This is a genomic window from Corynebacterium afermentans subsp. lipophilum, from assembly GCF_030408375.1.
Classification (GTDB): domain Bacteria; phylum Actinomycetota; class Actinomycetes; order Mycobacteriales; family Mycobacteriaceae; genus Corynebacterium; species Corynebacterium lipophilum.
The window spans coordinates 1,908,421-1,932,540 of record NZ_CP046530.1 but is presented as its reverse complement, the minus strand read 5'-3'; the positions used below and the strand labels follow the sequence as shown (position 1 = coordinate 1,932,540).

The 24,120-nt window shown below is 65.3% G+C and carries 19 protein-coding genes and 1 tRNA gene; 11 read left to right on the top strand and 9 right to left on the bottom strand.

The features are described 5' to 3' along the window. Positions 1-18: 18 nt before the first annotated feature. A complete protein-coding gene (thrE, locus tag CAFEL_RS09285) occupies positions 19-1,473 on the bottom strand; it encodes a threonine/serine exporter ThrE (RefSeq protein ID WP_290172004.1) in 1,455 nt (484 codons plus the stop codon). Between the two features lie 66 nt (positions 1,474-1,539). Between thrE and CAFEL_RS09280 the strand changes: the two genes are divergently transcribed. The 3 genes from CAFEL_RS09280 (at position 1,540) to CAFEL_RS09270 (ending at position 3,850) form a co-directional block, all read left to right on the top strand. Next, a tRNA-Thr gene (locus CAFEL_RS09280) sits at positions 1,540-1,615 on the top strand. A gap of 136 nt (positions 1,616-1,751) precedes the next feature. Continuing rightward, positions 1,752-2,459: a response regulator transcription factor gene (locus tag CAFEL_RS09275; RefSeq protein ID WP_194560716.1), complete on the top strand. Its 708-nt coding sequence runs from the start codon at positions 1,752-1,754 to the stop codon at positions 2,457-2,459. 14 nt (positions 2,460-2,473) lie between these two features. Beyond that, complete coding sequence (locus tag CAFEL_RS09270; RefSeq protein ID WP_194560717.1) at positions 2,474-3,850, top strand: sensor histidine kinase; 1,377 nt, start codon at positions 2,474-2,476, stop codon at positions 3,848-3,850. Here the strand turns inward: CAFEL_RS09270 and CAFEL_RS09265 are convergent. Beyond that, positions 3,828-4,244: an HIT family protein gene (locus tag CAFEL_RS09265; protein WP_194560718.1), complete on the bottom strand. Its 417-nt coding sequence runs from the start codon at positions 4,242-4,244 to the stop codon at positions 3,828-3,830. The genes CAFEL_RS09270 and CAFEL_RS09265 overlap by 23 nt on opposite strands. Positions 4,245-4,275: 31 nt before the next feature. On the opposite strand from CAFEL_RS09265, the gene purD reads away from it, so the two are divergent. Then, positions 4,276-5,523 (top strand): phosphoribosylamine--glycine ligase, encoded by a 1,248-nt coding sequence (gene purD, locus CAFEL_RS09260; RefSeq protein WP_194560780.1) that lies wholly within the window; start codon positions 4,276-4,278, stop codon positions 5,521-5,523. Then, entirely contained in the window at positions 5,523-6,956 is a 1,434-nt protein-coding gene (purB, locus tag CAFEL_RS09255) for an adenylosuccinate lyase (RefSeq protein WP_194560781.1), read from the top strand. Before purD ends, purB begins: the two co-directional genes overlap by 1 nt. A 3-nt stretch (positions 6,957-6,959) precedes the next feature. On the opposite strand, the gene CAFEL_RS09250 is transcribed toward purB, so the two are convergent. Further along, a complete protein-coding gene (locus CAFEL_RS09250; protein ID WP_194560719.1) occupies positions 6,960-7,487 on the bottom strand; it encodes a hypothetical protein in 528 nt (175 codons plus the stop codon). 19 nt (positions 7,488-7,506) lie between these two features. Between CAFEL_RS09250 and CAFEL_RS09245 the strand changes: the two genes are divergently transcribed. Next, positions 7,507-8,403: a phosphoribosylaminoimidazolesuccinocarboxamide synthase gene (locus tag CAFEL_RS09245; protein ID WP_194560720.1), complete on the top strand. Its 897-nt coding sequence runs from the start codon at positions 7,507-7,509 to the stop codon at positions 8,401-8,403. Next, positions 8,400-10,481, top strand: coding sequence for a S9 family peptidase (locus CAFEL_RS09240; RefSeq protein ID WP_194560721.1), 2,082 nt, complete (start codon positions 8,400-8,402; stop codon positions 10,479-10,481). The genes CAFEL_RS09245 and CAFEL_RS09240 overlap by 4 nt, the downstream gene beginning before the upstream one ends. Here CAFEL_RS09240 and CAFEL_RS09235 read toward each other — a convergent pair. After that, positions 10,478-11,953: a DUF222 domain-containing protein gene (locus CAFEL_RS09235; protein WP_194560722.1), complete on the bottom strand. Its 1,476-nt coding sequence runs from the start codon at positions 11,951-11,953 to the stop codon at positions 10,478-10,480. The genes CAFEL_RS09240 and CAFEL_RS09235 overlap by 4 nt on opposite strands. 142 nt (positions 11,954-12,095) lie before the next feature. On the opposite strand from CAFEL_RS09235, the gene CAFEL_RS09230 reads away from it, so the two are divergent. Beyond that, positions 12,096-12,770, top strand: a complete 675-nt coding sequence (locus tag CAFEL_RS09230; protein WP_194560723.1) for a DUF2334 domain-containing protein — start codon at positions 12,096-12,098, stop codon at positions 12,768-12,770. Here the strand turns inward: CAFEL_RS09230 and CAFEL_RS09225 are convergent. From CAFEL_RS09225 to CAFEL_RS09210, 4 genes are all read right to left on the bottom strand, one after another. Continuing rightward, positions 12,767-13,585 (bottom strand): metal ABC transporter permease, encoded by an 819-nt coding sequence (locus CAFEL_RS09225; RefSeq protein ID WP_194560724.1) that lies wholly within the window; start codon positions 13,583-13,585, stop codon positions 12,767-12,769. The genes CAFEL_RS09230 and CAFEL_RS09225 overlap by 4 nt on opposite strands. After that, positions 13,582-14,253, bottom strand: coding sequence for a metal ABC transporter ATP-binding protein (locus CAFEL_RS09220; RefSeq protein ID WP_194560725.1), 672 nt, complete (start codon positions 14,251-14,253; stop codon positions 13,582-13,584). The genes CAFEL_RS09225 and CAFEL_RS09220 overlap by 4 nt, the downstream gene beginning before the upstream one ends. Before the next feature lie 11 nt (positions 14,254-14,264). Then, positions 14,265-15,173 carry a metal ABC transporter solute-binding protein, Zn/Mn family gene (locus CAFEL_RS09215; protein WP_194560726.1) on the bottom strand — a complete coding sequence of 303 codons (909 nt, stop codon included), beginning with the start codon at positions 15,171-15,173 and terminating at the stop codon, positions 14,265-14,267. 109 nt (positions 15,174-15,282) lie between these two features. After that, entirely contained in the window at positions 15,283-19,662 is a 4,380-nt protein-coding gene (locus tag CAFEL_RS09210; RefSeq protein ID WP_228496450.1) for an ExeM/NucH family extracellular endonuclease, read from the bottom strand. A gap of 221 nt (positions 19,663-19,883) precedes the next feature. Between CAFEL_RS09210 and purS the strand changes: the two genes are divergently transcribed. The 3 genes from purS to purL are packed head-to-tail and all read left to right on the top strand — an operon-like array spanning position 19,884 to position 23,069. Continuing rightward, positions 19,884-20,114, top strand: a complete 231-nt coding sequence (gene purS, locus CAFEL_RS09205) for a phosphoribosylformylglycinamidine synthase subunit PurS (RefSeq protein ID WP_074432067.1) — start codon at positions 19,884-19,886, stop codon at positions 20,112-20,114. Next, positions 20,111-20,785 carry a phosphoribosylformylglycinamidine synthase subunit PurQ gene (purQ, locus tag CAFEL_RS09200; protein ID WP_194560727.1) on the top strand — a complete coding sequence of 225 codons (675 nt, stop codon included), beginning with the start codon at positions 20,111-20,113 and terminating at the stop codon, positions 20,783-20,785. The genes purS and purQ overlap by 4 nt, the downstream gene beginning before the upstream one ends. A 7-nt stretch (positions 20,786-20,792) precedes the next feature. Next, positions 20,793-23,069: a phosphoribosylformylglycinamidine synthase subunit PurL gene (gene purL, locus CAFEL_RS09195; RefSeq protein ID WP_194560728.1), complete on the top strand. Its 2,277-nt coding sequence runs from the start codon at positions 20,793-20,795 to the stop codon at positions 23,067-23,069. 22 nt (positions 23,070-23,091) lie between these two features. Here the strand turns inward: purL and CAFEL_RS09190 are convergent, their stop codons facing one another. Continuing rightward, complete coding sequence (locus CAFEL_RS09190) at positions 23,092-24,099, bottom strand: acyl-CoA thioesterase (RefSeq protein WP_194560729.1); 1,008 nt, start codon at positions 24,097-24,099, stop codon at positions 23,092-23,094. Positions 24,100-24,120: the final 21 nt, after the last annotated feature.

Below are 24,120 nucleotides of genomic sequence, written 5' to 3'. Positions count from 1 at the left end.
TCATCCTACGCGATGAACTTATCTGCGTCGCCGCACCCTGAGCAGCTGCTCGAACGTGAAGCGGCCAGCGCGCTTGAACGCTTGGTACGGCACATACAGCTGCGGACGGCGGATGCGGCGCGCAACCCACTCGCCGAACACCACACCGGCGGCCAATGCCATGCAGGTGCCAATGGCGGTGAACAGGTTCATCATGCCCAGCAGCATCTGCTCGTTCATCAACGCGTACATGCCGCGGTAGATCCACGAGCCGGGCAAAAACGGGGTCACGCCCGCCACGGCCGTGATCACCGGGTTGATCAAAAACCGGCGGGAAATCAGGCCGCCGACAAGTCCCACCACGATGGCGCAGGCTGCGGTCGCGGACAGCCTGCCCAGGCCGAGTGGGGCGAGCAGGATGTAGTAGCAGGCGGAGCCGAGCGCGGCGGTGACAAAAGACAGGATGATCGCGGCGCGCTCCGCGAAACAGCACACGGCAAAAGCGGCTGCGGCCATGCCGCCGCCGACCACGGTGAGCAGCGCGTTCGAATACGCGGCGCTGCCGGGGAGAAGCTCAATCGGCGGCAGGGGCATGCCCACCATCTCCGATACCGCCACGCCGCTGGCCACGCCAGCCACGATGCCGCCGGTGTTCAGCATGGCGCTGAAGAAGCGGGCGGAAGCGTTGAGGGGGGAGCCGGTCACGCCGTCGAGAAGCGATTGCACAAGCGTCAGACCCGCGAGAAGGACGATGATGCCCGTCGCAATGAGTTGGCTGGGCACGATTGTGCGGCCGATCGACGCGGAGAAGTCGTACGTGATTGCCGCGGGCACCGTGGCGAGGAAGCCGCCGATGACGTTGTGGAAAAACGCAGGCAGGCCGCCGCGCGAAAGTAGCTTGTTGAAGCCCATGATGAGGAACGCGGTCAGGCCGCCGACGGTCATCATCAGTAGGTCGCCACCGAGGAGCATCGCCACGAAGAAACCCATCACAGTCCAGCCGGCGAGGTTGCGGGTGTTGCGGTGGGGGATCGGCGAGGTGTCGATGTCGTTGAGGATCCGCTCCGCCATTTCCGGCGGGGTCGCGCCGGAACGAATCGAGCGGATCAGCCGGTCGACTTCCTGCAGCTTGTGGTAGTTCTCGCTGATCATTGTGACCACCCGGAACACATTCACCGGGGTGCGCTGATCCACGCCGATGATCGTGTTGAGCGTGATCGTGTTCACGGTGATGGACACGTGCACGTAGTGCAGGCCATAGGAGGAACACACCGTGTGGATCTGCTTCGCCGCGTCCGCGGACGTCGTCGCGTTCGCAATGAGGATCTCCCCGATGCGCGCGGCGATGTTCATCACCGCCGCGACCTCGGCGGGATCTGCCAGGTTAATGGGCGCGAGGACGGACGGCGGCGGGGACGTGCGGGCCTCGTCAATCGTTGCCACACGCTGCCGCGAGCCGGAGATCCTCTCCCACAATGAGTTACCTTCTGTCACACGCTCACACTATCGGTTGGCCAGTTATGTCGCAGGTGCGGGGCGTGTGTAAGATCTTGCTGCACTGCTGGAGTGGCGCAATTGGTAGCGCAACGGTCTTGTAAACCGTAGGTTGCGGGTTCAAGTCCCGTCTCCAGCTCCAATTCTTTTGTGGGGAGACATTTCGGGGGAAGTCCGCTAGGGGCGTTCAGTGGACGTACAGGAAACGCGCAGACTTGTGCGGTTTAATCGCTCTATCTTGTTAGCGACGCATTGCGACGAAACGGAAAGTGATTGACATGGCAGAGAACTCGCAGAACCTGAAGGTGCTCGTCGTCGACGACGAGCCGAACATCGTGGAACTGTTAACTGTTTCCCTGAAGTTCCAAGGGTTCGAGGTGGAGACCGCAAACTCCGGTCCCGCAGCCATCGAGCTCGCCCATTCCTGGAAGCCGGACGCCTACATCCTCGACGTGATGATGCCGGAAATGGACGGCTTCGAGCTGCTAAGCAAGCTGCGCGCCGAAGGCCTGGACGCGCCGGTGCTCTTCCTCACCGCGAAGGACGCAGTGGAAGACCGCATCCACGGCCTCACCATCGGCGCGGACGACTACGTGACAAAGCCGTTTTCCCTTGAAGAAGTAATCACCCGCCTGCGCGTGATCCTGCGCCGCGGCAACGTCAGCGAAGATTCCAACGAAGACACCACCCTGCGTTACGCCGACCTCACGCTCAACGACGACACCCACGAGGTGACCAAGGCCGGCGAGATCGTGGAACTGTCGCCCACCGAGTTCAACCTGCTGCGCTACCTCATGCTCAACGCTGAGGTCGTGGTGTCCAAGGCGAAGATCCTGGACAACGTGTGGCACTACGACTTCGGCGGCGATGGCAACGTGGTCGAGTCCTACATCTCGTATCTGCGCCGCAAGGTCGATACCGGCGACGTGCAGCTGATCCACACCGTCCGCGGTGTCGGCTATGTGCTGCGCACCCCGCGTCAGTAGTGCGCAGTAGTGCAATGTCCTATTCGGTGTTAACGGCGCCGTCGAAAAAGCCGCTCAAGCGGCAGCTTGTCGCGGTGGTGATGGCCGCATCGACGATCGGCATCGCGCTGAGCTCGGTGCTGATCTACTTTGTCATGCGCTACTTTTTGGTCGACCGCGCAGACGACCAGCTGCGCGAAGGCATGGCAACGTGGGCGCAGCAAACACCCGCCTGGCAGTTCAACATCCTGAGCCTGCCCAGCGAGTTCAACCAGGCCACCCTGTACCCCGGCCACGACCAGCTGGTGCCGCGCAGGGGATCGGTGAACCCGCCGGACTACTCGAAGGTGAAGCGCCTCGACCACCCCACGACCATCCCCTCCGTCGACGACAAAAGCCAAGGCGTGAAGTGGCGGGCGATGGCGCACCAGCAGTCCGACGGCACGGTGCAGTACGTGGCCAAGTCGCTGGAAACCGAGGCGAAGATGCTGCGCGCGCTCGCCTGGGTGGAAGCCGGGGTCGGTGTGCTGGCGCTGTTCGGCATCGGCGTGGCCGCGAACTACATGGTGGCCCGTGCGCTCGCGCCGCTGAAGATCGTGGAGAACACGGCGTTGGCGATTGCGAACGGCGAGACGGACAGCCGTGTGCCCGCCTGGCCGCGCGAGACTGAAGTGGGCAGTTTGTCCTACGCCATGAACACCATGGTGTCGAAGCTGCAGGACTCCCTGGATAACGCCCGCACCCAAGAGGAACAGATGCGCCGCTTTGTCGGGGACGCCTCGCACGAGCTGCGCACACCTCTGACCAGCGTGCGAGGGTACACCGAGCTGTACCGGAAGGGGATGGCGAACGATCCGGACATGGTCCTGGGCAAAATCGACGAAGAGTCCGCCCGCATGCAGCTGCTGGTGGAGGACCTGCTGGCGCTCACCCGCGCCGAGGGTGCGCGCCTAGAAAAGAAGCCGATGGACGTGCTGGAGTGGGTGCTGTCCGCGAAGAGCACCGTCGATGCCGCGTTCCCGGACCGCACCGTGGAAGTCGTCACAGACACCCCGGATGTCGCCCAGGTCAACGGCGATCCGGACCGGCTGCACCAGGTACTGGTGAACCTGATCACCAACGCTTACAAGCACGCGGGCCCGGACGCGGAAGTCACCGTGACTATCCGCAAAAACCTCGACCGCGTTGTCATCGACGTCGCTGACAACGGCCGCGGCATGGAGGCCAAGGACGCGGAGCACATCTTCGAGCGCTTCTACCGCGCCGACTCATCCCGCAACCGCGCCACCGGTGGCTCCGGGCTGGGCCTGGCCATCACCAAGTCCCTCATTGAGGCGCACGGCGGCACCGTGAAGGTGGCCACCGCGCCGGGCGAGGGCTCGACGTTTACTATTTCGCTTCCTGCGCTTTAAGGCCTTCGCGGATGGTTTCCGCGGCGGCGTCCATCTTCGCTGCGTCGGTCTCGTCGTGACGCATCGCGGTAGACAGCGTGTAGCCCGACATGTCGTTGGCGGGGAAGACGTGGATGTGGGCGTGCGGCACCTCGAAGCCGGCAATGAGGTAGCCGGCGCGCTCTGCGTTGAACTTCTCCACGATGACCGCGCCAATGTTTTGGGCGACCTCGTTCATGTGCGACCACAGCTCGGCCGGGATGTCGGTCCACTTGTCGATCTCTTCCACCGGCACGACCAGCGTGTGGCCGTAGGCGACGGGTTCGATTGTGAGGAAGGCTGCGACGGTGTCGTCCTGGTACACGATGCGGCCCGGGATCTCGCCGGCAATGATCTTGCTGAATACGGTGCTCATGCTTATCGACGCTACCGGTAAATTGGGGCGCATGCGCATCCTTGTCATCGGTTCGGGCGGCCGCGAACACGCCCTACTCAACGCAATGCAAGGCCACGAACTTACCGTCGCGCCGGGTAACGCGGGCATGTCCCGCTTAGCCGCGGTACGGTCCGTCGACGTCGCTTCCCCGGACGAGATTGTGGCGCTGGCTCGCGACATCGACGCGGAGCTTGTGGTGATCGGCCCGGAGGTGCCCCTGGTAGCGGGCGCGGCCGACGCGCTGATCGAAGCCGGCGTGCCGGTGTTCGGCCCGACGAAGGCCGCGGCGCAGCTCGAGGGGTCCAAGGCCTTTGCCAAGGACGTCATGGCCGCGGCGGGGGTGCCCACCGCGTCGGCAAAGCGCGTCGAGAAGCTGGAAGAAGTTGAGGCCGCGCTGGACGAGTACGGCCCGCGCTACGTGGTCAAAGACGACGGCCTGGCGGGCGGCAAGGGCGTGGTGGTCACCGAGGACCGCGCCGAGGCGAAAGCGCACGCGGAAGCGGTGCTGGCGGCCGGCAACCCGGTGCTGTTCGAATCCTTCTTGGAAGGCCCCGAGGTCTCGCTATTCTGCCTGGTGGACGGCGAGACGGTGGTGCCTCTGCTGCCCGCGCAGGACCACAAGCGCGCCTACGACAACGACGAGGGCCCCAACACCGGTGGCATGGGTGCGTACGCGCCGCTGCCGTGGCTGCCGGAGGATGGGGTGCAGACCATCGTGGATGCGATTGCGCGCCCGGTGGCGGAAGAAATGGTGCGCCGCGGGACCCCGTACCAGGGGCTTTTGTACATCGGCGCTGCTTGGGGGCCGCAGGGCCCGGCAGTGGTGGAGTTCAACGCCCGCTTCGGAGACCCGGAGACCCAGGCGGTGCTGTCGCTTTTGCAGACCCCGCTGGCGGACGTGCTGCTCGCAGTGGCCCAGGGGCGCCTGGGCGAGGTCGGGGAACTGCAGTGGCGCGACGGGTTCGCCGCCATGGTGGTGCTGGCGGCCGAGGGCTACCCGCAAGCTGCCAAGACCGGTGGTGTTGTCACCGGCGAAGCGTTGGACGATCCCTCGCGGGTGCTGCACGCCGGCACTGCGTTAGAGGACGGCGAGTACGTTGCCTCCGGCGGCCGCGTGCTTGGCGTGGTGGGCCAAGGCACGACGCTCGAGGATGCTGTTGCGCAGGCGTACCAGATCATCGAAGGTATCGAACTTCCCGGGGCGTTCTACCGCAAGGACATCGCCCGCCCCGCGATCGAAGGGGCGATCTCCCTATGATGAAGGCCGTGAAGCCGAATAATGCGAATGTTCTGAGTAACCGTTACGCCTCCCCGGAGATGGCCACCCTGTGGGCCCCGGAGCACAAGATCATCCTGGAGCGCCAGCTCTGGATCGCGGTGCTAAAAGCGCAGCGAGAACTCGGTGTTTCTGTCGAACCGGGCGCGATCGAAGACTACGAGAAAGTCATCGACCAGGTGGACCTGGACTCGATCGCAGAGCGTGAGCGGGTCACCCGCCACGACGTGAAGGCGCGCATCGAGGAGTTCAACGCGCTGGCCGGCCACGAAGAAATCCACAAGGGCATGACCTCGCGCGACCTGACCGAAAACGTGGAGCAGCTGCAGGTGCGCCGCGCCCTCGAGCTCACCCGAGACAAGGCGATCGCGCTGCTCAAGGCCGTGGGAAACCGCGCCGGCGAGTACAAGTCGCTGGTCATGGCCGGCCGCTCCCACAATGTGGCGGCGCAGGCGACCACCCTGGGCAAGCGTTTCGCCTCCGCCGCCGACGAGATCCTGGTCGCGGTGGAGCGCATTGAGGAGCTGTTAGAGCGGTATCCGCTGCGCGGCATCAAGGGACCGATGGGTACCGCGCAGGACATGCTGGACCTCATGGGAGGTGACGAGGACAAGCTTTCCCGCCTTGAGCAGGGCATCGCGGAAGGTCTCGGCTTTGACCGCGTGTTTGATTCGGTGGGGCAGGTCTACCCGCGCTCCCTCGACTTCGACGTCGTGTCCTCGCTGGTGCAGCTGGGCGCGGGACCGTCCTCGCTGGCCACCACGATCCGCCTCATGGCCGGCAACGAAACCGTCACCGAAGGCTTCAAGGAAGGCCAGGTCGGCTCATCCGCCATGCCGCACAAGATGAACGCGCGTTCCTGCGAGCGCGTCGGCGGCTTCCAAGTCATCCTGCGCGGCTACCTCACCATGGTGGGCGACCTCGCCGGCCAGCAGTGGAACGAGGGTGACGTGTTCTGCTCCGTGGTGCGCCGCGTGGCGCTGCCGGACGCGTTCTTCGCCATCGACGGCCAGCTGGAGACCATGCTCACCGTGCTCGACGAGTTCGGCGCCTTCCCGGCCATGATCAACCGCGAACTGGACCGTTACCTGCCATTTTTGGCCACCACCCGCATCCTCATGGCGTCCGTGCGCGCCGGCGTGGGCCGCGAGACGGCGCACGAGGTGATCAAGGAAAACGCGGTCGCCATGGCGCTGGACATGCGCGAGCGCGGCGCGGAGCAGAACTTGGTGGAGCGTTTGGCTACCGACGAGCGCCTGCCGTTGGACCAGGCTCAGCTGGAGGAGGCGCTTTCGGATCGCCACGCTTTCATCGGCGCGGCCGAGTCCCAGGTGGACCGGGTGCTCGCGAGGGTGCAAAAGCTTGTCGACGAGCATCCGCAGGCCGCCGCCTACACCCCGGGCGACATTCTGTAGCGCTTACCGCCAGGTCAGGGTGGCGTCGCGGGATTTGAGCTCGACGCCCCGGCCGATGATTCCTGGGTCGGCGCTGCCCTCCCAGGAGGCAACGAAGCCGGTGTAGGTTTCGTTGGCTTCGAGTTCGCCGGTGTAGCCGGTGATGTCCCCATCGCCGCAGTAGTTGGGGTCGGCCACGTTGGCGGCGAGGTCGCCGTCGATAGGCAAAAGCTCCGGCAACGCAACCGTGACATCCATGGGAAACTCACCGATGGCAGCCGGGGTGAAGCTGACGGGGAAGCACACTATGTTGCGGGCGTGCTCGGCGCTGCGGGGCGCGCGGGTGGTGGTCGGCTCGTCCACCGTGACCTCCCACTGCACGGGCACGTGGTAGCGCACGTCCTCGGTGAGGACCTTTGCGGTCTGGCCGAAACGGAATGTGGCGCCGTCGCGCGAAGGATAGAACTCCGGCATCTCTCCGCTGAACTCCGAAGGCGCAGTGCACGCTGCGAGGATAAGCGGGAGGAGGACAACGGTAGCGCGGTTTTTCACGGCGCATATACTAGCGCGCATGCGTCCAGAGCTTTCAGATTACTCACACATCTCCGGCGGCAAGGTTCGCGAGATCTACGAGGTGGATGAGCAGACCCTGCTCATGGTCGCGACAGACCGCATCTCCGCCTTCGACTTCTCCCTCGAACCGGCGATCCCGGACAAGGGGCGGATCCTCACCGCTACCTCCATGTTCTTCTTCGACCTGCTTTCCGACGTGCCGAACCACCTGGCCGGCCCGATCGACGACGAACGCATCCCCGAAGACGTGCTCGGCCGCGCCATGGTGGTGAAGAAGCTGGACATGGTGCCGTTCGAGTGTGTAGCCCGCGGCTACCTCACCGGCTCCGGCAAGAAGGAATACGACGCAACCGGCCGTGTTTGCGGCGTGAAGCTGCCCGAGGGGCTGACCGAGGCGTCGAAGCTGGACGAGCCGATTTTCACCCCCGCCACCAAGGCTGAGCAGGGCGACCACGACATCAACGTCACCTTCGAGCACATGGCAGGAAAACTCGGCGCGGACCTTGCCGAGCGCCTCCGGGACGCCACGCTCGAGGTGTACCGCCGCGCCGCCGACTACGCGGAGACCAAGGGCATCATCCTCGCCGACACCAAGCTCGAGTTCGGCCTGGACGAAAACGGCGAGCTCGTGCTCGCCGACGAAGTGCTCACGCCCGACTCCTCCCGCTACTGGCCCGCCGACAACTACGAAGAAGGACGCAGCCAACCCAGCTTTGACAAGCAATACGTGCGCAACTGGCTCACCGGCCCGAAGTCCGGCTGGGACCAAAAGGAAGGCACCACGCCACCGGAGCTACCCGGCTCCGTCGTGGAGGCAACCCGCGACCGCTACATCGAGGCGTACGAGCGCCTTTCTGGCCGCCGCTTCTCCGAATGGCCGGGGGAGCACGCATGATCCCACCCGTAGCTGAGAAACGCCCGATTGTCCGCAAATTTCACGGCCGCGAGTTCGTGGACAACTACGAGTGGCTGCGCGACAAGGACAACCCAGAAGTCATCGCCCACCTCGAGGCCGAAAACTCCTATACGGAAGAAAAAACGTCCGCCTGGTCCGGGCTGGTGGACGACGTCTACGGCGAGATCAAATCCCGCATCAAAGAGACCGACATGTCCGTGCCGCAGCGCCAGGGCGACTGGTGGTACTACGGCCGCACCATCGAGGGCAAGGACTACGGCATCTCGTGCCGCGTCCCGACCGCCGATGACCCGTGGACCCCGCCTGAGGTCACCGAGGACATGCCGGGGGAGCAGGTGCTTCTCGACGTCAACGAGCTCGCCGCCGGGCACGAGTTCTTCGCGCTCGGGGCATCGTCCGTGTCCACCTCCGGGCGCCTGCTCGCGTACTCCTTCGACACCGAAGGCGACGAGCGCTTCACCATGCGGATCAAGAACCTCGAGACCGGCGAGCTGCTCGACGACGAGCTCGAGGGCCTCTTCTACGGCGCGACCTGGGCGGGCGAGGACTACCTGTTCTACGTCCGCTGCGACGACGCCTGGCGTCCCCACCAGATCTGGCGCCACAAGCTGGGCACACCTGCTGCCGAAGACGTGCTGGTGTACGAAGAGACCGACGAGAAGTTCGGCGTCGGCGTGGGCGCGGACCGCGCGGAACGCTTCCTCATGATCATTGCGTCGTCGTCGTTGACCTCCGAGTACCGCGTGCTCGACCTGGCTGACCCCACCGGCGAATTTGAGGTGCTGTGGGAGCGCGAAGCGGGCATCGAGTACCACCCCGACTTCTGCGTCGTCGATGGCGAAGAGCAGTGGGTAGTCACCCACAACGCGCACGGGGCGAACTTCTGCGTTGCGACGACCCCGGTCGGCACCGTGGCGCCCCTGCGGGAGCTGCCCGTGCTGGTGGAGCACTCCGAGACCGTGCGCATCGAAGGGATCGACACTTACCGCGACTTTTTGTTTATTGCGTACCGGCGCGGCGGGATTCCGCGGCTGGCCGTGGCAACGCTCGACGGCGGCTTTGGCGAGTTCAAGGAGTTGGAGTTCTCCGAGGAGCTCTACACCGTGGGCCTCGGCGGAAACCCGGAGTGGGACGCCCCGGTGGTGCGCGTCGGCTACTCGTCGTACACCCAGCCCTCGCAGGTGTTGGACTACACGGTCGCGACCGGCGAGCTGACACTGCTGAAGGAAAAAGAGGTCGAGGGCGGCTACAACCCGGAGGAGTACGAGGCTTACGGCGAGTGGGCAATCGCCCCGGACGGCGAGCAGGTGCCGATTTCGGTGGTGCGCCGCAAGGGCGTCGAAGGCCCAGCGCCCGCGCTGCTGTACGGATACGGCTCCTACGAAGCGTCCACGGATCCCGGGTTCTCCGTGGCGCGGTTGAGTTTGCTCGACCGCGGCATGGTGTGGGTGTGCGCCCACGTGCGCGGCGGCGGCGAGATGGGTCGCGCGTGGTACGACAACGGCAAGATGCTGCACAAGGCCAACACGTTCACCGACTTCATCGCGTGCGCGGACCGCGTCGTGGAGCTGGGGTTGACCACCCACGAGCAGCTGGTGGCCGAGGGCGGCTCCGCAGGCGGCCTGCTCATGGGCGCGGTGGCGAATATGGCGCCGGAGAAGTTCGCCGGCGTTCTCGCGATCGTGCCGTTCGTGGACCCGCTGACCTCCATTCTGAAGCCGGAGCTGCCGCTGACGGTGGGCGAGTGGGAGGAGTGGGGCGACCCGTATCACGATCCCGAGGTGTACGACTACATGGCGAAGTACGCCCCGTACGAAAATGTCACTCCGCAGGACTACCCGGACATTCTCGCGGTGACTAGCCTGAACGACACCCGCGTGCTCTACGTCGAGCCCGCGAAGTGGGTGGCCAAGCTGCGCGAGGTGGGCACCGCAGGCGAGATCCTGCTGAAGACGGAGATGTCCGCAGGGCACGGCGGCGTGTCCGGCCGCTACGCCAAGTGGAAGCAGACCGCATTCGAGTACGCGTGGACGCTGGTGAAAGCCGGGGCGGTTTAGCCGTCCAGGTCGAATAGGGCAGGGTCCGGCGGGCGTTTTGGGTTGCCGCCGTGCCGGGACCTTGCCTTCTTGGCGAGCCTCTGACCAGGTGAATTTCGGTACTGGTAGGTGGTCGTGTGCCTGGGTGGGTCTCCGTTGGCGGGGTGGTAGTGCACGTCGCCGGTGTCGGGGTCGCGGCCGAAGTGGCCCTTGTTGCCGGCGCCGTCCTTGTTGTCGTTGTTGCACATGTGGTGCTCGCGACACAGTAGGACCAGGTTGTCGATGCTGGTCAGCCCGCCGCTGAGGTAGGAATCCAGGTGGTGGGCCTCGAGCTCGACGCCCGGCCTGGTGCAGCCGTTCCAGGCGCACACGCCCTGCATGGCCAGCAGTACGAGTTTCTGCTCCATGGAGGCCAGTCGGGTGCGGCCGAGGGAAAGCGGGACACCGGTGACCGAGTCGAGTTGAAGGATGAAGCTGTCTCCCGCAAGGCCCAGTCGGACAATATCGAGCGGGGTGAGCGACACCGAGGTGTTGGTGGCGAACTCGGTGAAGGCGTCCGCCTCCAGCAGGTCGTCGAGCGTCAGTGAGATCACCACTGTGCCCACCCCGCCGCGGGACTTCGTGGCGGCATCGCCGTAGCGGTCGAGCACGTTCATGAGTTGGTCAAGGCGGCGCTGGTGTTTGCGCCGGCTGTCCCGCTTCGCGGCGTCCTCGCCCTCCATGTTGGACCCCATGTGGTCGCCGGCGGCGAGGCAGGCCTCCAGCTTCGCCCGTGACGCGGCGTCGAGGTAGCCACTGAAGTGCGAGCCGCCGTCCGCGTCCGGTTCCCCGAGCCAGATGCCGCGCTTTTTCCAGGCCGCGAGGGGGTCTTTCTCGCCGTCGTAGTCGCGCCCGCGCTTGTTGGCGCGCTTAACCTGGTCGCGGACGAACTTCCGGAGCTCCTCGGCGGTGAGGGACTCGGCGGCCGCCAACGCCTCGGCGAGGATCTCCTGGTAGCCGGGGTTAGCATGCTCGTTGAGGTCTTTGAGCGCGTCAGTGATAATCCGCTTCTTCTCCGCGTTGGCTTTTTCGGCTGCACGGCGCGCCCGCTCCTGCGCCTCGCGAGCCTTCTTGCGGCGTGCTTCCGCCTCCTGCTCTTTGCGCTCGCGCTCCGTTTCGTCCTCGCTCGGCTCCGGCTCAGGCACCTCGGGTTCGCCGTAGAGCTTCCTGCCCTGCTCCAAGAGTGCGAATGCTTCTCGACGGGACAAGCCCAGGCTCCGCGTCAGATACTCCACCGCGTGGTTCGCGCCGACAAGGGCTCCTGCGCCGTCCCGGTCGCAGAGGAACGCGAACGCGACGTCCGCGTTGGACAGCAGTGGCAGGCAGGCGTGGAGGCGCTCCATGGCCACGTGGGTGGAGACGAGGTGGAGAGTGTCGGGGTCGCGCATTACGTCGGCAAGCGACCGCAGCCCGTCGACGATTTGGTTGACCGCTTGGTCGAGCACTGCACTCATCTGGAGCACCTCCTTTCATTCCACTTGGATACGCATAGTAGAACCCCGCCCGACACGGCCCCGCCAATATAGAACACGTGTTCGAACAATGCGAGAAAATTTCACCCGGCGCAGAGTGTTTTCGTGTGCGATAATCTCCCCTATGCCTGGGCGCGTGCTTGTTTCAATTTCCTCCATCTTCGACGCGACGTTGGAGGACGTCATCAGCATGGTGCGCGACCTGGACCGCGAGGGGATGCCAGTTTCACTGCTGGTTGCGCCCCACATTGACAAAAAGTGGCACCTGGCCAAGGACGAAGGCACCCGCGCCTGGCTCGCCGAGCAGCTCGGCAACCGCGCGCTCATGCTCAACGGCTTCGACCAGCCGGTGCAGGGAAGGCGCAGCGAGTTTGCCAGTTTGGGCGAGCACGAGGCGAGGCTTCGTCTCAAAGGCGCCACGCGTCAGATGTCGGCGCTTGGTTTCGACTTGGATATGTTCGCGCCGCCGCGCTGGCGCATGTCGGACGGCACGTTAAAGGTGCTCGACGAGTTCGGTTTTACCGTCGCTGCCTCCACCAAGGGCATCTACCGCCTTGAACGCGGCGAGTTCGCCCAGGCGCGCAACCTGTCGGTGGGTGAGGGCTACGGCGCGGCGAAGTGGTGGCGCCGCAACGTGATCAAGGCCGCTGAGCGCGGCGCGGAGAAGGGCAACACGATCCGCTTGTCCGTCTCCGGTCGCGAGCTGGGGCAGAAGAAGGTGCGCCGCGACTTCCTTGCCGCAGCCGCCGCCGCGGTGGAAAAGGGCGCTCAACCGGCGGACTACCGGGAGTACCGCTAGCCGCGTACCCTGCCGACCACCCGGCACACCAGGTAGATCCCGAACGAGATAAAGGCCACGAACACGCTCACCGGCATACCTGGGGCGAGCGAAAGCACCATCCCGCCTACGGCCGCGACTTCCGCGAACACGATGGACAGCACCACCGCAAGCTTCGGGTTCGCCGTCACCTGAGCGGCGGACGCCCCCGGGGTGATTAGCAGCGACATCACCAGCAACGCGCCGACGATCTGCACAGACTGGGCCGACGCGATGCCCACGAGAACCGCGAACACCAGCGCCATCGTGCGCACGGGAACGCCGCACGCGGCGGCCATCACGGGGTCTGCGGAGGAGAACAGCAGCGGCCGCCACAGGACCAGCACGGCGCCTGCAACCAGGATTGTTGTCCCCGCCAGCAGCATCACGTTCTGCGCCGACACGCCAACAATCTGGCCGGTCAGCAGCGACAGCGCCCGGTTCGAGTTCCCCGGATACAGGTGGATGAACAGCACGGACAGCGCCATGCCGAAGCTCATGGCCACGCCCACGGCGGAGTCCTGCTGGCCCTTCAGCCCCAGCGCCGCCAGCACCAGAGCGGCCACGACCGCGCCGAACACAGCGCCGAAGCCGACGTTGATCCCGAACAGCAGCGCCGCGGAGGCGCCCATGAGCGCGAGTTCGGAGGTCGCGTGCACCGAAAACGACATCTGGCGCAGCACGATCAGCGGCGCCATCACGCCGGACAGCACGCCCAGCAGCGCGCACGCCACCAGTGTCGTCTGCACGAACCCCTGCCCGAGCAGGTAAGACGTGTCCGCCAAAAACGCACTCACAGGACCACCATCCGTCCGTCAACTTCGACAACGTCCACGCGGGTGCCGTAGAGCTCGCTGAGCACCTCGGAGCGCATCACTTCGGAAACGCTTCCCACCACGTGCCCCTCCGGGCCCAGATACAGCACCCTATCCACCACGCCCAGCACCGGATTGATCGAGTGTGTCACGCACAGCACAGCCGCCGGATGCTCGGCGAGGCGTTGCACTGTGTCGCGTGCGCGGGCGGGGTCGAGGGAGAGCAGGGGCTCGTCGCAAAGCAAAAGCTCCGGCGATTGCGCGAACGCCTGCGCCTGACGGATGAGCTGCTGCTGGCCGCCGGAGAGTACACCTACGCGCCGCTCGGAAAAGGATTGCGCCCCCACAGAAGCCAATTGCTTATCGACGTCCTCCGGTCTCGCCCGCCTTCCCATCGCCAACGCAACAAGGTCGCGCCCGCGCACCGGCAAGTCCTTCGGAAACATGTGCTGCTGCGGGATGAATCCGATCTGGCCGTGGACATTCGCAGCTCCGGAACTGAGCTTGCGCGTGCCCATCAGCGTGCCCAGCAGGGTGGATTTGCCCACGCCGTTTGGGCCGAGCACCGCGATGAATTCGCCGGGCTCGACGGTGAGGGTGAGGTCGCGCCAGAGTGGTTCGACGGCGGCGCTGCGAAGCTCAGCGATCAAATTGGCAATTCCTAGTGGTGGTGGCCGGTCGGCTCAGCGTGGGCTGCGATGTCGGTGATCTGACCCACGATCTCCTCGAAGTAGTCCAGGAAATTCTGGCCGGCCGGGGGCGTCTCCCGAATTTCAACAACGGGAACATTATGCGCCTTCGCCGCATCCGCCAACCGCTGGGTGGCGCTGTTGGTGCTCTGCGGGTTCACAAACAGCATGTCCAGCTCGCCGCGCTCGATCTGCTCCAGGAAGGCCGCCACCGCCGCCGCGGACGGCTCCTGGTGGTTCAGGCTGGCCTTGACGTACTCCTCGGGCGTGATGTCGTGCAGCTCCGTGCCCCACACCAGGCCGGCCGCGATCGTCTCAGTCATGCCGATGTGCACGTGCGGCACCGCGTTGAGCTTGGATTGGGTGTCGCCGATGCGCTGCTTGACGTCTGACGCGTCCCCTCCGGTGCGATCCGCAATGTCCTCTGCGACCTGCAGCACCTTCTCCGGCGCGAACCAGGCGTGCTCGAGTTCGTCCAGGGAGTTGGGCATGTGCGCGTGGTCGTGGGCATGCTCGTGGTCGTGAGCCTCGTGCTCGTCGAGAAGCGGGATTGCGTAGATGATGCGGTCCTGCTCAGCGGCGGTGTAGAGGGCGGCGTCGTACGCGCCGCCGTTGGCCACGACGGTGTCCGCTTCCTTGATTCGCGAGAGGTCCTTCGCGGACGGCTCGTAGTGGTGCGGATCCACCGCATCACCGGTGATGATCGCGTCCACGTCCTCGCCCGTGACCGCGGAGGCCACGTCCGCCCAGACGTTGGTGGTGGCGATCATGTCGCTGCCGCTTGCATCATTGCTTTCCGACGAGCATCCGGCCAGCACCGAACCAGCAAGAGCAGTTGCCGCAATCGCGGCCAGGGGAGAGGGGTGAAAACGATTTCGCATAGGGGATATCCAACCATTATTGGAAACTGTTTTCAATGCAGTAAGCCCCGCCCCGGAAAAGTTTCCGGGACGGGGCTATCGCTGAAGGCTGTGCGGCCTTGCCTGGGGGCTACTTAGAGGAACCGCCCTCGGTGGAGCACAGCGTGGCCAGCGTGGCAATCGCGGCGATGGCCAGCGCTGCGCCAGCGATCGGGGCAGCCTTGTCCGTCGGGACCGGCAGCTGCTCGCCAATCTTGTTGAGCTGTTCCTTCACCGGAGCCAGCGCCGGAACATCCGCGGTGGCGGCCAGACCCAGCGGGATCAGCGCCAGTAGCGGCAGCGCCATGATGCCCACCGTCGGCAGGCAGCGGTCGCTCACGCTGGAACCCTCGCCAGCCGGAGCGTTGGCGCCATCGGCACCCTTCTCGCCCTTTTCGCCGTCCTTGCCTGCGGCGCCGGTGTCGCCCTTGTCGCCCTTGTCGCCCTTCGGGCCCGGCTTGCCGTCTTGGCCATTCTTGCCGTCAGTACCGTCGGTGCCGTCAGCGCCCACGACGCGACCCAGGTTCTGGGTCTCGCCGTCGGAGTAGGTGACCATCAGCTCGCCGTCCTCATTGACCTCCAGGTTCGCGATGCCGCGGCCGTCCCTGCCGTCGCGGCCATCGGTGCCGGTGTCGCCCTTGTCACCCTTCGGGCCCTGCTTGCCGTCGGCACCGTCCTTGCCGTCCTTGCCTGCGGCGCCGGTGTCGCCCTTGTCACCCTTCGGGCCCTGCTTGCCGTCGGCACCGTCCTTGCCTGCGGCGCCGGTGTCACCCTTGTCACCCTTCGGGCCCTGCTTGCCGTCGGCGCCGTCCTTGCCGTCCTTGCCTGCGGCGCCGGTGTCACCCTTGTCACCCTTCGGGCCCTGCTCGCCGTCCTTGCCCGGCTTGCCATCGACGCCGTCCTTGCCGTCAATGCCGTCGCGGCCGTCTTTACCAGGTTTGCCGGTCTCGCCCTTGTCGCCCTTCGGGCCCTGCTTGCCGTCGGCGCCGTCCTGGCCAGTGACCTTCCCCAGATCTGCGGTCGCACCGTCCGAGTAGGTAACGATCAAGTGTCCCTCGGCGTTGACCTCGAACGACTTCACACCACGACCGTCCTTGCCAGGTGCGCCGGTGTCGCCCTTGTCGCCCTTCGGGCCCTGCTTGCCGTCGGTGCCGTCCTGGCCATCCTTGCCAGGTGCGCCGGTGTCGCCCTTGTCGCCCTTCGGGCCTTGCTTGCCGTCGGTGCCGTCCTGGCCATCCTTGCCAGGTGCGCCGGTGTCGCCCTTGTCGCCCTTCGGGCCTTGCTTGCCGTCGGCACCGTCCTTGCCGTCCTTGCCTGCGGCGCCGGTGTCGCCCTTGTCGCCCTTCGGGCCTTGCTTGCCGTCGGCACCGTCCTTGCCGTCCTTGCCTGCGGCGCCGGTGTCGCCCTTGTCACCCTTCGGGCCCTGCTTGCCGTCGGCACCGTCCTTGCCGTCCTTGCCTGCGGCGCCGGTGTCACCCTTGTCACCCTTCGGGCCTTGCTCGCCGTCGGTGCCGTCCTGGCCATCCTTGCCAGGTGCGCCGGTGTCGCCCTTGTCGCCCTTCGGGCCTTGCTCGCCATCGGTGCCGTCCTCGCCAGTGACCTTGCCGAGGTTTTCGGTATCGCCGTTGTCGTAGGTCACAACCAGCTCGCCGGCGTCGTTCACCTCAGCCTTCACGATGTAACGCGGCTTTTCCTCATCGTCCACCGGCGTGACATTGACGACGACCTCAACGGTGTCAGTGCTCTTGTCTGGGTAGGTGACGGTGATCTCACCCTTCTGACCATCGCCAACCGTGTCGGTGTTCTCCGGGGACTTCCATTCGAACGTGGTGCCCTCCGGCAGCTTGTCTGCACCGGTGATCACAGACTTGGCGTCGGGAAGCTCGGCACCCTGCTCGACGGTAACTTCCTCGCCGGCCTGAAGATCGAACTTGTCCGCGTCCTCTTCCTCCTTGAGCTTGGCACCGAAGCCGACCTTCACCGGGTCGTGGTCGGAGGAGCGGAACGGGTTACCGTAGCCGTAGAGCGGGTCGTCGCCGTCGCCGAAGAAGTCCTGGACGTTGTAGTTGCGGCGGGAGTACTCGAACGCGACAGACTCGTCGCCGTTGATGTTCCAGACAGCCGAATCTTGCACGAGAGCCATCGCAGCTTCGTTGGCGAAGACGTGGTCCAGGGAGCCGAGCTGGCCGTTGAACTGGTATGACTCCTGGGGGAAATCCTTCTCGTGGTGGACGAGCGTGTAGCCGTTACCGCGCAGGGTGCTCAACGCGTTTTCCATGGTGTAGGCGTTGAAGTCTCCGACGAGGAAGGTCGGCAGCTCCTGCCAGTCGTCCTGCTTGTCCATGTGGTCGAGCAGTGCCTGCGCCTGCGCAACGCGGACATTGGCGTTGTTGCCCTGGCCGTCGTCGGTGGCTTTGTCGTTATTGGCCACGGAGCCCTTGGACTTGAAGTGGTTGACTACGGCGACGAAGTTTTCGTCGTCGTCACGGTTGACGGTGTTGAACTCCTGCGCCAGCGGCTGGCGTGCCATGCGGGTGAAGGCCGGGTCGTCGAAGATGCGGGACTCGCCGACCGGCTCGACATGTGCGGGCTGGTAGATGAAGCCGACGCGGATGAAGTCTTCGGCGGTGCCGAGTGCGCTCGGAGATTTCACGTAGTCCCACTTGTTCTCGCCGGCGGCTTCATTTAGCTCCTTGACCAAGTTGGACAACGCGTTGTCGCGCTGCGCAACATCGCCGGTGACGCGGGCACCGTTTTCGATTTCGGACAGGCCGAGAACGTGCGCGTCGAGCTTGTTAATCGCGGTGACGATCTTCGCCTGCTGATCCCGGAACGCATCCTGGCTGTACGCGCCGCGCACGTCGCAGAAGTCGGTGCTGACCTTGGTGCCGTCCTTGTCGGTGTGCGCCCGGCAGCCGGGCTCGTCCTTGCCCAAGGAGGTGAAGTAGTTCAGCACGTTGAAGAAACCGATGGAGTAGTCACCTTCGACAGTGTCTGGAATGTCGTAGGAAGACTTGCGGGAGTCATTCCATGTGATCGGCAGTTCTTCGGCGGTATTCTTGCCGGTGATCGGCTGCAGTGGCTGGAATCGCCACTGGTCGAAGGAGTAATCCACCACTACGTCGGTTTGGAACTCCACCTGGTCGCCGGTGCGGATGGACTTCACGCCACCGTCGGAGGTGACAATGTACGGCAGAGGGGTGTCCGTGTCTGTCCTGAAGTAATCGCTGGTTCTGCCGTCGTCGAGGTATACAACCTCTGCCGCCTGCTTGGCATTCATCTCAGCAACCTTGGCCTTGTTCGGTGCGATCACATCGGTCGGGTTGCGGAACGCCTTATCGCCCGGAGCGAGCCCCAGGTCTCCATGAGTGTTCAGGGAGTAGTTGTCGGTCACCGTGTAGCTCTTCGGTCGCACGAGCATGCCCTCGTAGGGCTCGCGGGCGTCGTCGCCAGCTGGAAGGGTTTCGATTTCGATGGCCTTGGGAGCTTCAAGTGCTTCGTCGAGCTGTTCAATAGTCGACGCGGTGATCTGCGTCTGCTTGTAGTACTCGCTTACTGCACCAGTGACCTGCAGAGAATCCCCGCGCTTCGGGTAGTTCTGGTTGTCACCCATGTAGATAAAGATGCCGTCAGATGCGTCGCCCGGGTTCTTCGCCTCTCCGCCGGTACCTGCGGTCTGGAGGAAGAAGCCTTTCTTGCCACCTTCGTCGTACACCGCCGTGACGACGCCTTCGGTGGTCACCGTCTTACCTTCCAGCGGAGACTTTGCACCGGTGCCCTGGATCTCAGCGATCGGGGTAATCTCACCCGGCTGCGGCTGCGGCTGCTCGGGCTGAGGCGCCGGATCTGCTGGATCCTCCGGCGCCGTCTCAGCGGGAGGCTTTCCGTTCGCAGAACCAGGGGTAGGGGCGCCAGCGAAGAAGTCCTGGGCGTTATTGTCGGTGTCTTTGCCATCTTCCTTGCGCTGGACGGAAGTCTTGTTGGTGGTTCTTGGTGCAGCAGTACCCTCGAATTTTTTGGCGCTACCCCAGCCAACGAGATCAATCGTTTCGCCAGATGCGTCCTTGAGATACGCAATGGCGTCCGTACCGCTATATGTCAGGGAATCCTCCGCTTGATTCGGGGAGGGAAGCGCTTTAGTACCGCCGTTACCCTGCGCACCTTGGATCAAGAAGTAGCCGCCCGCAGGAATCTTGCCTGTGAGGGTGGCCTTGCCGTGGCAGGAGCCACCTTTGGCGCACTGGTCAACCGTCCAGCCTTCGAGATCGATCTCTTGGTCAGTCGGGTTGTACAGTTCGACGAAATCGTGGGTGTAGGTCGCGCCACTATTGCCGCCACCGCCGTAGACCTCGTTGATGACGACATTGGAGCCGTCCGTGGCTGCGGATGCAGTCGGGGCGACGACGGATACGGTGCCTGCGGCCAACGCGATTGCGAACGCGGCGCCGAGGCTCTTGCGGAAAGTGGACATGGGGACCTCTCGGGAGAAACTGAAGGGAAGATGGGTAATAGCAAAATCAAACTAACTGCCCTTCTCAGATTGCGCTCGGCGAGATGGCAGGATTTTCTGAGAATTCACCATTCGTTCACTTTCTGCCGGTCAGCGAGGGTTTCGGGCCGTGTCGGGGTGTCCGATATACTGACGCGCGTACCGCAAAGGTCGATCAACCTCCCGAAACGTGAAGGATTCTCATGGCACGAGTCGTCGTTAATGTCATGCCCAAGGCCGAAATTCTTGATCCGCAGGGTCAGGCGGTGCTCCGCGCACTGGGCCGGATCGGAGTCGAGGGGGTGACCGACGTCCGCCAGGGCAAGCGCTTTGAAATCGAGGTGGATGATTCGGTCTCCGACGCCGAGCTGCAGCGCATGGCTGAAACGCTGCTGACTAACACCGTTATCGAGGACTTCGAGGTTGTGCGATGAGCGCAACTATCGGAGTCATTACTTTTCCAGGCACGCTTGACGACGTTGACGCGCTGCGTGCCGTCCGCCTCGCCGGTGCCGAACCGCGCCAACTGTGGCACGCGGACAATGACCTCACCGGCGTGGATGCGGTTGTCGTCCCGGGTGGCTTCTCCTACGGCGATTACTTGCGTTCGGGTGCGATCGCCGCGCAGGCGCCGATGATGGGCGCCGTGGTGGAGGCTGCGAAGAAGGGGATGCCTGTGCTCGGTATTTGCAACGGCTTCCAGATCCTCACTGAGGCTGGCCTGCTGCCGGGTGCGCTGACCCGCAACCAGGGCCTGAACTTCCACTGCGTGGACACCTACCTCGAGGTGGAAAACACCGAAACCGCTTGGACCAGCCAGCTGGGCGAGCGTATCTACGTCCCCGCCAAGCACGGCGAGGGCCGTTTCCAGGCCGCTCCGGAGACCATTGAGGCGCTGGAGAAGGAGGGCCGCGTGGTGTTCCGCTACTCGGACAACTTCAACGGCTCCATCAACGGCATTGCCGGTGTGACCAATGAGACCGGCCGCGTGGTCGGCCTCATGCCGCACCCGGAGCACGCCATTGAGACGCTGACCGGCCCGTCCACGGACGGTCTCGGCCTGTTCACTTCCGCCATCGACGCGATTTCGAAGATCGGAGCGTAGACCCGAAATGACTGTGCACAACGACACCGTCGACAACGCCTTCGACTCCCCGGAGCTCGAGCAGCCGTACGCTGAGCTGGGGCTGAAGGACGACGAGTACGCCAAGATCAAGGCCATTCTGGGCCGCAGGCCTACCGACGCGGAGCTGACGCTGTACTCCGTCATGTGGTCCGAGCACTGCTCCTACAAGTCCTCCAAGACGCACCTGCGCTACTTCGGCCAGACCATGACCGAGGAGATGGCCTCGAAGATCCTCGCCGGCATCGGCGAGAACGCCGGCGTGGTGGACATCGGCGGCGGCGACGCGGTGACCTTCCGCGTGGAAAGCCACAACCACCCCTCCTTCGTGGAGCCCTACCAGGGTGCGGCCACCGGCGTCGGCGGCATCGTCCGCGACATCATGGCCATGGGCGCCCGCCCGATCGCCGTGATGGACCAGCTGCGCTTCGGCACCATCGACGCCGACGACACCAAGCGCGTCCTGCCGGGTGTGGTCCACGGCATCGGCGGTTACGGCAACTGCCTGGGCCTGCCCAACATCGGAGGCGAGACCGTCTTCGACCCGGCGTACGCCGGCAACCCGCTGGTCAACGCGCTGTGCGTGGGCACGCTGAAGGTGGATGACCTCCACCTGGCGTTCGCCTCCGGCACCGGCAACAAGGTCATCCTGTTCGGCTCCCGCACCGGCCTCGACGGCATCGGCGGCGTGTCCGTGCTGGGCTCCGCCACCTTCGAGGAAGGCGAGGAGCACAAGTTGCCGGCCGTGCAGGTGGGCGACCCGTTCGCGGAGAAGGTTCTCATCGAGTGCTGCCTTGAGCTCTACGCCGCCGGCGTGGTCGAGGGCATCCAGGACCTGGGCGGCGGCGGCCTGTCCTGCGCCACCTCCGAACTCGCGGCGTCCGGCGACGGCGGCATGACGGTCAACCTGGACAATGTCCCGCTGCGCGCGGAGAACATGTCCGCCGCGGAGATCCTCGCCTCCGAGTCGCAGGAGCGCATGTGCGCGGTTGTGGCGCCGGAGGACGTCGATAAGTTCATGGAGATCTGCGCCAAGTGGGACGTGCTCGCGTCCGTCATCGGCGAGGTCACCTCGGACGAGGATCGCCTCCAGGTGTTCCACAACGGTGAGCTCGTGGTGGACGCCCCGCCGTCAACCATCGACGAGGGCCCGGTCTACGAGCGCCCCTACGCGCGCCCGGACTGGCAGGACGGTGTGCAGGCCGAAAGCGGCATCGAGAAGCAAAGCGACATCAAGGACGCATGGCTGAAGATGGTCGCATCGCCCGCGCTGTGCTCGCGCGACTTCATCACTGAGCAGTACGACCGCTACGTGCGCGGCAACACTGTGCAGGCCAAGTACGCCAACTCCGGCGTGCTGCGCATCAACGAGGAAACCAACCGCGGCGTTGCCGTCTCCGCTGATGCATCCGGCCGCTACACCTACCTCGACCCGAACATGGGCGCGCGCCTCGCGCTGGCGGAGGCGTACCGCAACGTCGCGGTCACCGGCGCCACCCCGGTTGCGGTGACCAACTGCCTCAACTTCGGCTCCCCGGAGAACCCGGATGTGATGTGGCAGTTCCGCGAGGCGGTGCACGGGCTTGCCGACGGCTCCGCTGAGCTGGCCATCCCAGTCTCTGGCGGCAACGTGTCCTTCTACAACCAGACCGGCGAGACGCCGATTCTGCCCACCCCCGTGGTTGGTGTGCTGGGCGTGATGGAGGACGTGGAGAAGGCCATCCCGCACGCGCTGCCGTCCGCGGACGAGCAGTACACCCTGATTCTGCTGGGCGAGACCAAGGACGAGTTCGGCGGCTCCGTGTGGCAGGACATCTCCGGCGCGGGCCTGGCCGGCCTGCCGCCGCAGGTGGACCTGGCAAACGAGGCGCGCCTGGCGGAGTTCTTCGCCGGCAACGCCGCCGGCATCGCGGCCGCGCACGACCTGTCCGAGGGCGGCCTGTCCCAGGCGGTGTTCGAGCTGCTGCTCGGCTCCGACAAGGGCGCGGAGCTGAACCTGGAGGGCGTGCACGCGGACGCGTTCACCGCGCTGTTCTCCGAGTCCGCCTCCCGCGTCCTGGTCGCCGTGACCAGCGACCGTGCAGAGGCCGCCGTGGAGCGCGCGAACTCCGCGGGCATACCGGTCGCTGTGTTGGGCGAGACCACCAACGACGGCGTACTGCGCGTCGCTGGCGAGGAGGTCCAGATGCTGGAGCTCGCCGGTGCGTGGGCGGCGACCATGCCGTCGCACTTCGCGGCCGCAACGGCGCCGAACGCGGCGGTCTAACGGTTATACGGGTGCGAAAAACTTAGGACGTGCGCTGCACCGGCGGCAGCGGCTTGACCAGCGGCACCGGCTCGTACTGCCCGCGCAGATCCTTGAGCGTCTGCGTGTGCTCCCACAGCCGCTTGTCCTCCTCGGTCACCGGCGTGAATCGGCGCGCCGGCAGGGGGTTGCCGTCGATGTCGATGCCGATGTAAGTGAACGTGGCGTGGATGGCGTCCTTCAGGTTCTCGCGCCCGCCGCGCGGGTCGCCAGCGCGCAGGTGCACCGAGGTGTGGATGGAGCGCGAATCGGTGCGGGTGATGCGCGCATCCACCTCGATCAGGTCGCCGATGTGCACGGGGTGGTAGAAGCGGATGCCGCCGGCGTAGACCGCCACGGTGCGCTCGCCGGACCATTCCATGGTGCAGGCCAGGCCGGCCTCGTCGATCCATTCCATTGCGGTGCCGCCGTGGACGTTGCCGCCCCAGTTCACGTCGGTGGGTTTGGCCATGAAGCGGTGCACGATGCGCGGGGCGGTGGAGTCGTCGGTGTAAGTCTGCGCCTCCATCTCCGACTCGATGGCCTGGCGCAGCCCGATGCGGGACTTCGCGGCGTCGGCGACGCGGCGCTCCTCGTCGTCGGTGGGCACGAAGGTGGGCACTGCCATGGACTTGCCGGTGTCGGGGTCCTTGGCCACGAACACCACGAGGCAGTCGCAGGCGCGGGTGAACACGCCCTCGCGGGGGTCGGCGGAGAGCACCTCGTTGACAATGTGCATGGATGACCGTCCGGTCATGGCGATGCGGGAGCGCACCTCCACGATGTGGCCCGAGGGGATCGGGCGGGTGAAGTGGATGTGCCCCACGTATGCGGTGACGCAGTACGTGGCGGACCACTGTGCGGCGCAGGCGTAGGCGGCTTTATCGATCCACTCCAGCACGCGGCCGCCGGAGACACCTTGGGCGCCGTGGTGCAGCACGTCGGTGGGGGAGGCCATGAATCGCAGGGTCACGGACGGGGAGCGCTCGGCGGCGACGCGGGTATTTGGCATGGGGCCACCTTAATATGGTGT

Coding starts and splice junctions, on each gene's coding strand:
- purQ (WP_194560727.1), top strand. CDS start 20,111: ATGAGCGCAACTATCGGAGTCATTACTTTTCCAGGCACGCTTGACGAC.
- CAFEL_RS09190 (WP_194560729.1), bottom strand. CDS start 24,099: ATGCCAAATACCCGCGTCGCCGCCGAGCGCTCCCCGTCCGTGACCCTG.
- CAFEL_RS09245 (WP_194560720.1), top strand. CDS start 7,507: ATGCGTCCAGAGCTTTCAGATTACTCACACATCTCCGGCGGCAAGGTT.
- CAFEL_RS09270 (WP_194560717.1), top strand. CDS start 2,474: ATGTCCTATTCGGTGTTAACGGCGCCGTCGAAAAAGCCGCTCAAGCGG.
- purD (WP_194560780.1), top strand. CDS start 4,276: ATGCGCATCCTTGTCATCGGTTCGGGCGGCCGCGAACACGCCCTACTC.
- CAFEL_RS09215 (WP_194560726.1), bottom strand. CDS start 15,173: ATGCGAAATCGTTTTCACCCCTCTCCCCTGGCCGCGATTGCGGCAACT.
- CAFEL_RS09230 (WP_194560723.1), top strand. CDS start 12,096: ATGCCTGGGCGCGTGCTTGTTTCAATTTCCTCCATCTTCGACGCGACG.
- CAFEL_RS09265 (WP_194560718.1), bottom strand. CDS start 4,244: ATGAGCACCGTATTCAGCAAGATCATTGCCGGCGAGATCCCGGGCCGC.
- CAFEL_RS09235 (WP_194560722.1), bottom strand. CDS start 11,953: ATGAGTGCAGTGCTCGACCAAGCGGTCAACCAAATCGTCGACGGGCTG.
- purB (WP_194560781.1), top strand. CDS start 5,523: ATGAAGGCCGTGAAGCCGAATAATGCGAATGTTCTGAGTAACCGTTAC.
- CAFEL_RS09210 (WP_228496450.1), bottom strand. CDS start 19,662: ATGTCCACTTTCCGCAAGAGCCTCGGCGCCGCGTTCGCAATCGCGTTG.
- purL (WP_194560728.1), top strand. CDS start 20,793: ATGACTGTGCACAACGACACCGTCGACAACGCCTTCGACTCCCCGGAG.
- CAFEL_RS09240 (WP_194560721.1), top strand. CDS start 8,400: ATGATCCCACCCGTAGCTGAGAAACGCCCGATTGTCCGCAAATTTCAC.
- purS (WP_074432067.1), top strand. CDS start 19,884: ATGGCACGAGTCGTCGTTAATGTCATGCCCAAGGCCGAAATTCTTGAT.
- CAFEL_RS09275 (WP_194560716.1), top strand. CDS start 1,752: ATGGCAGAGAACTCGCAGAACCTGAAGGTGCTCGTCGTCGACGACGAG.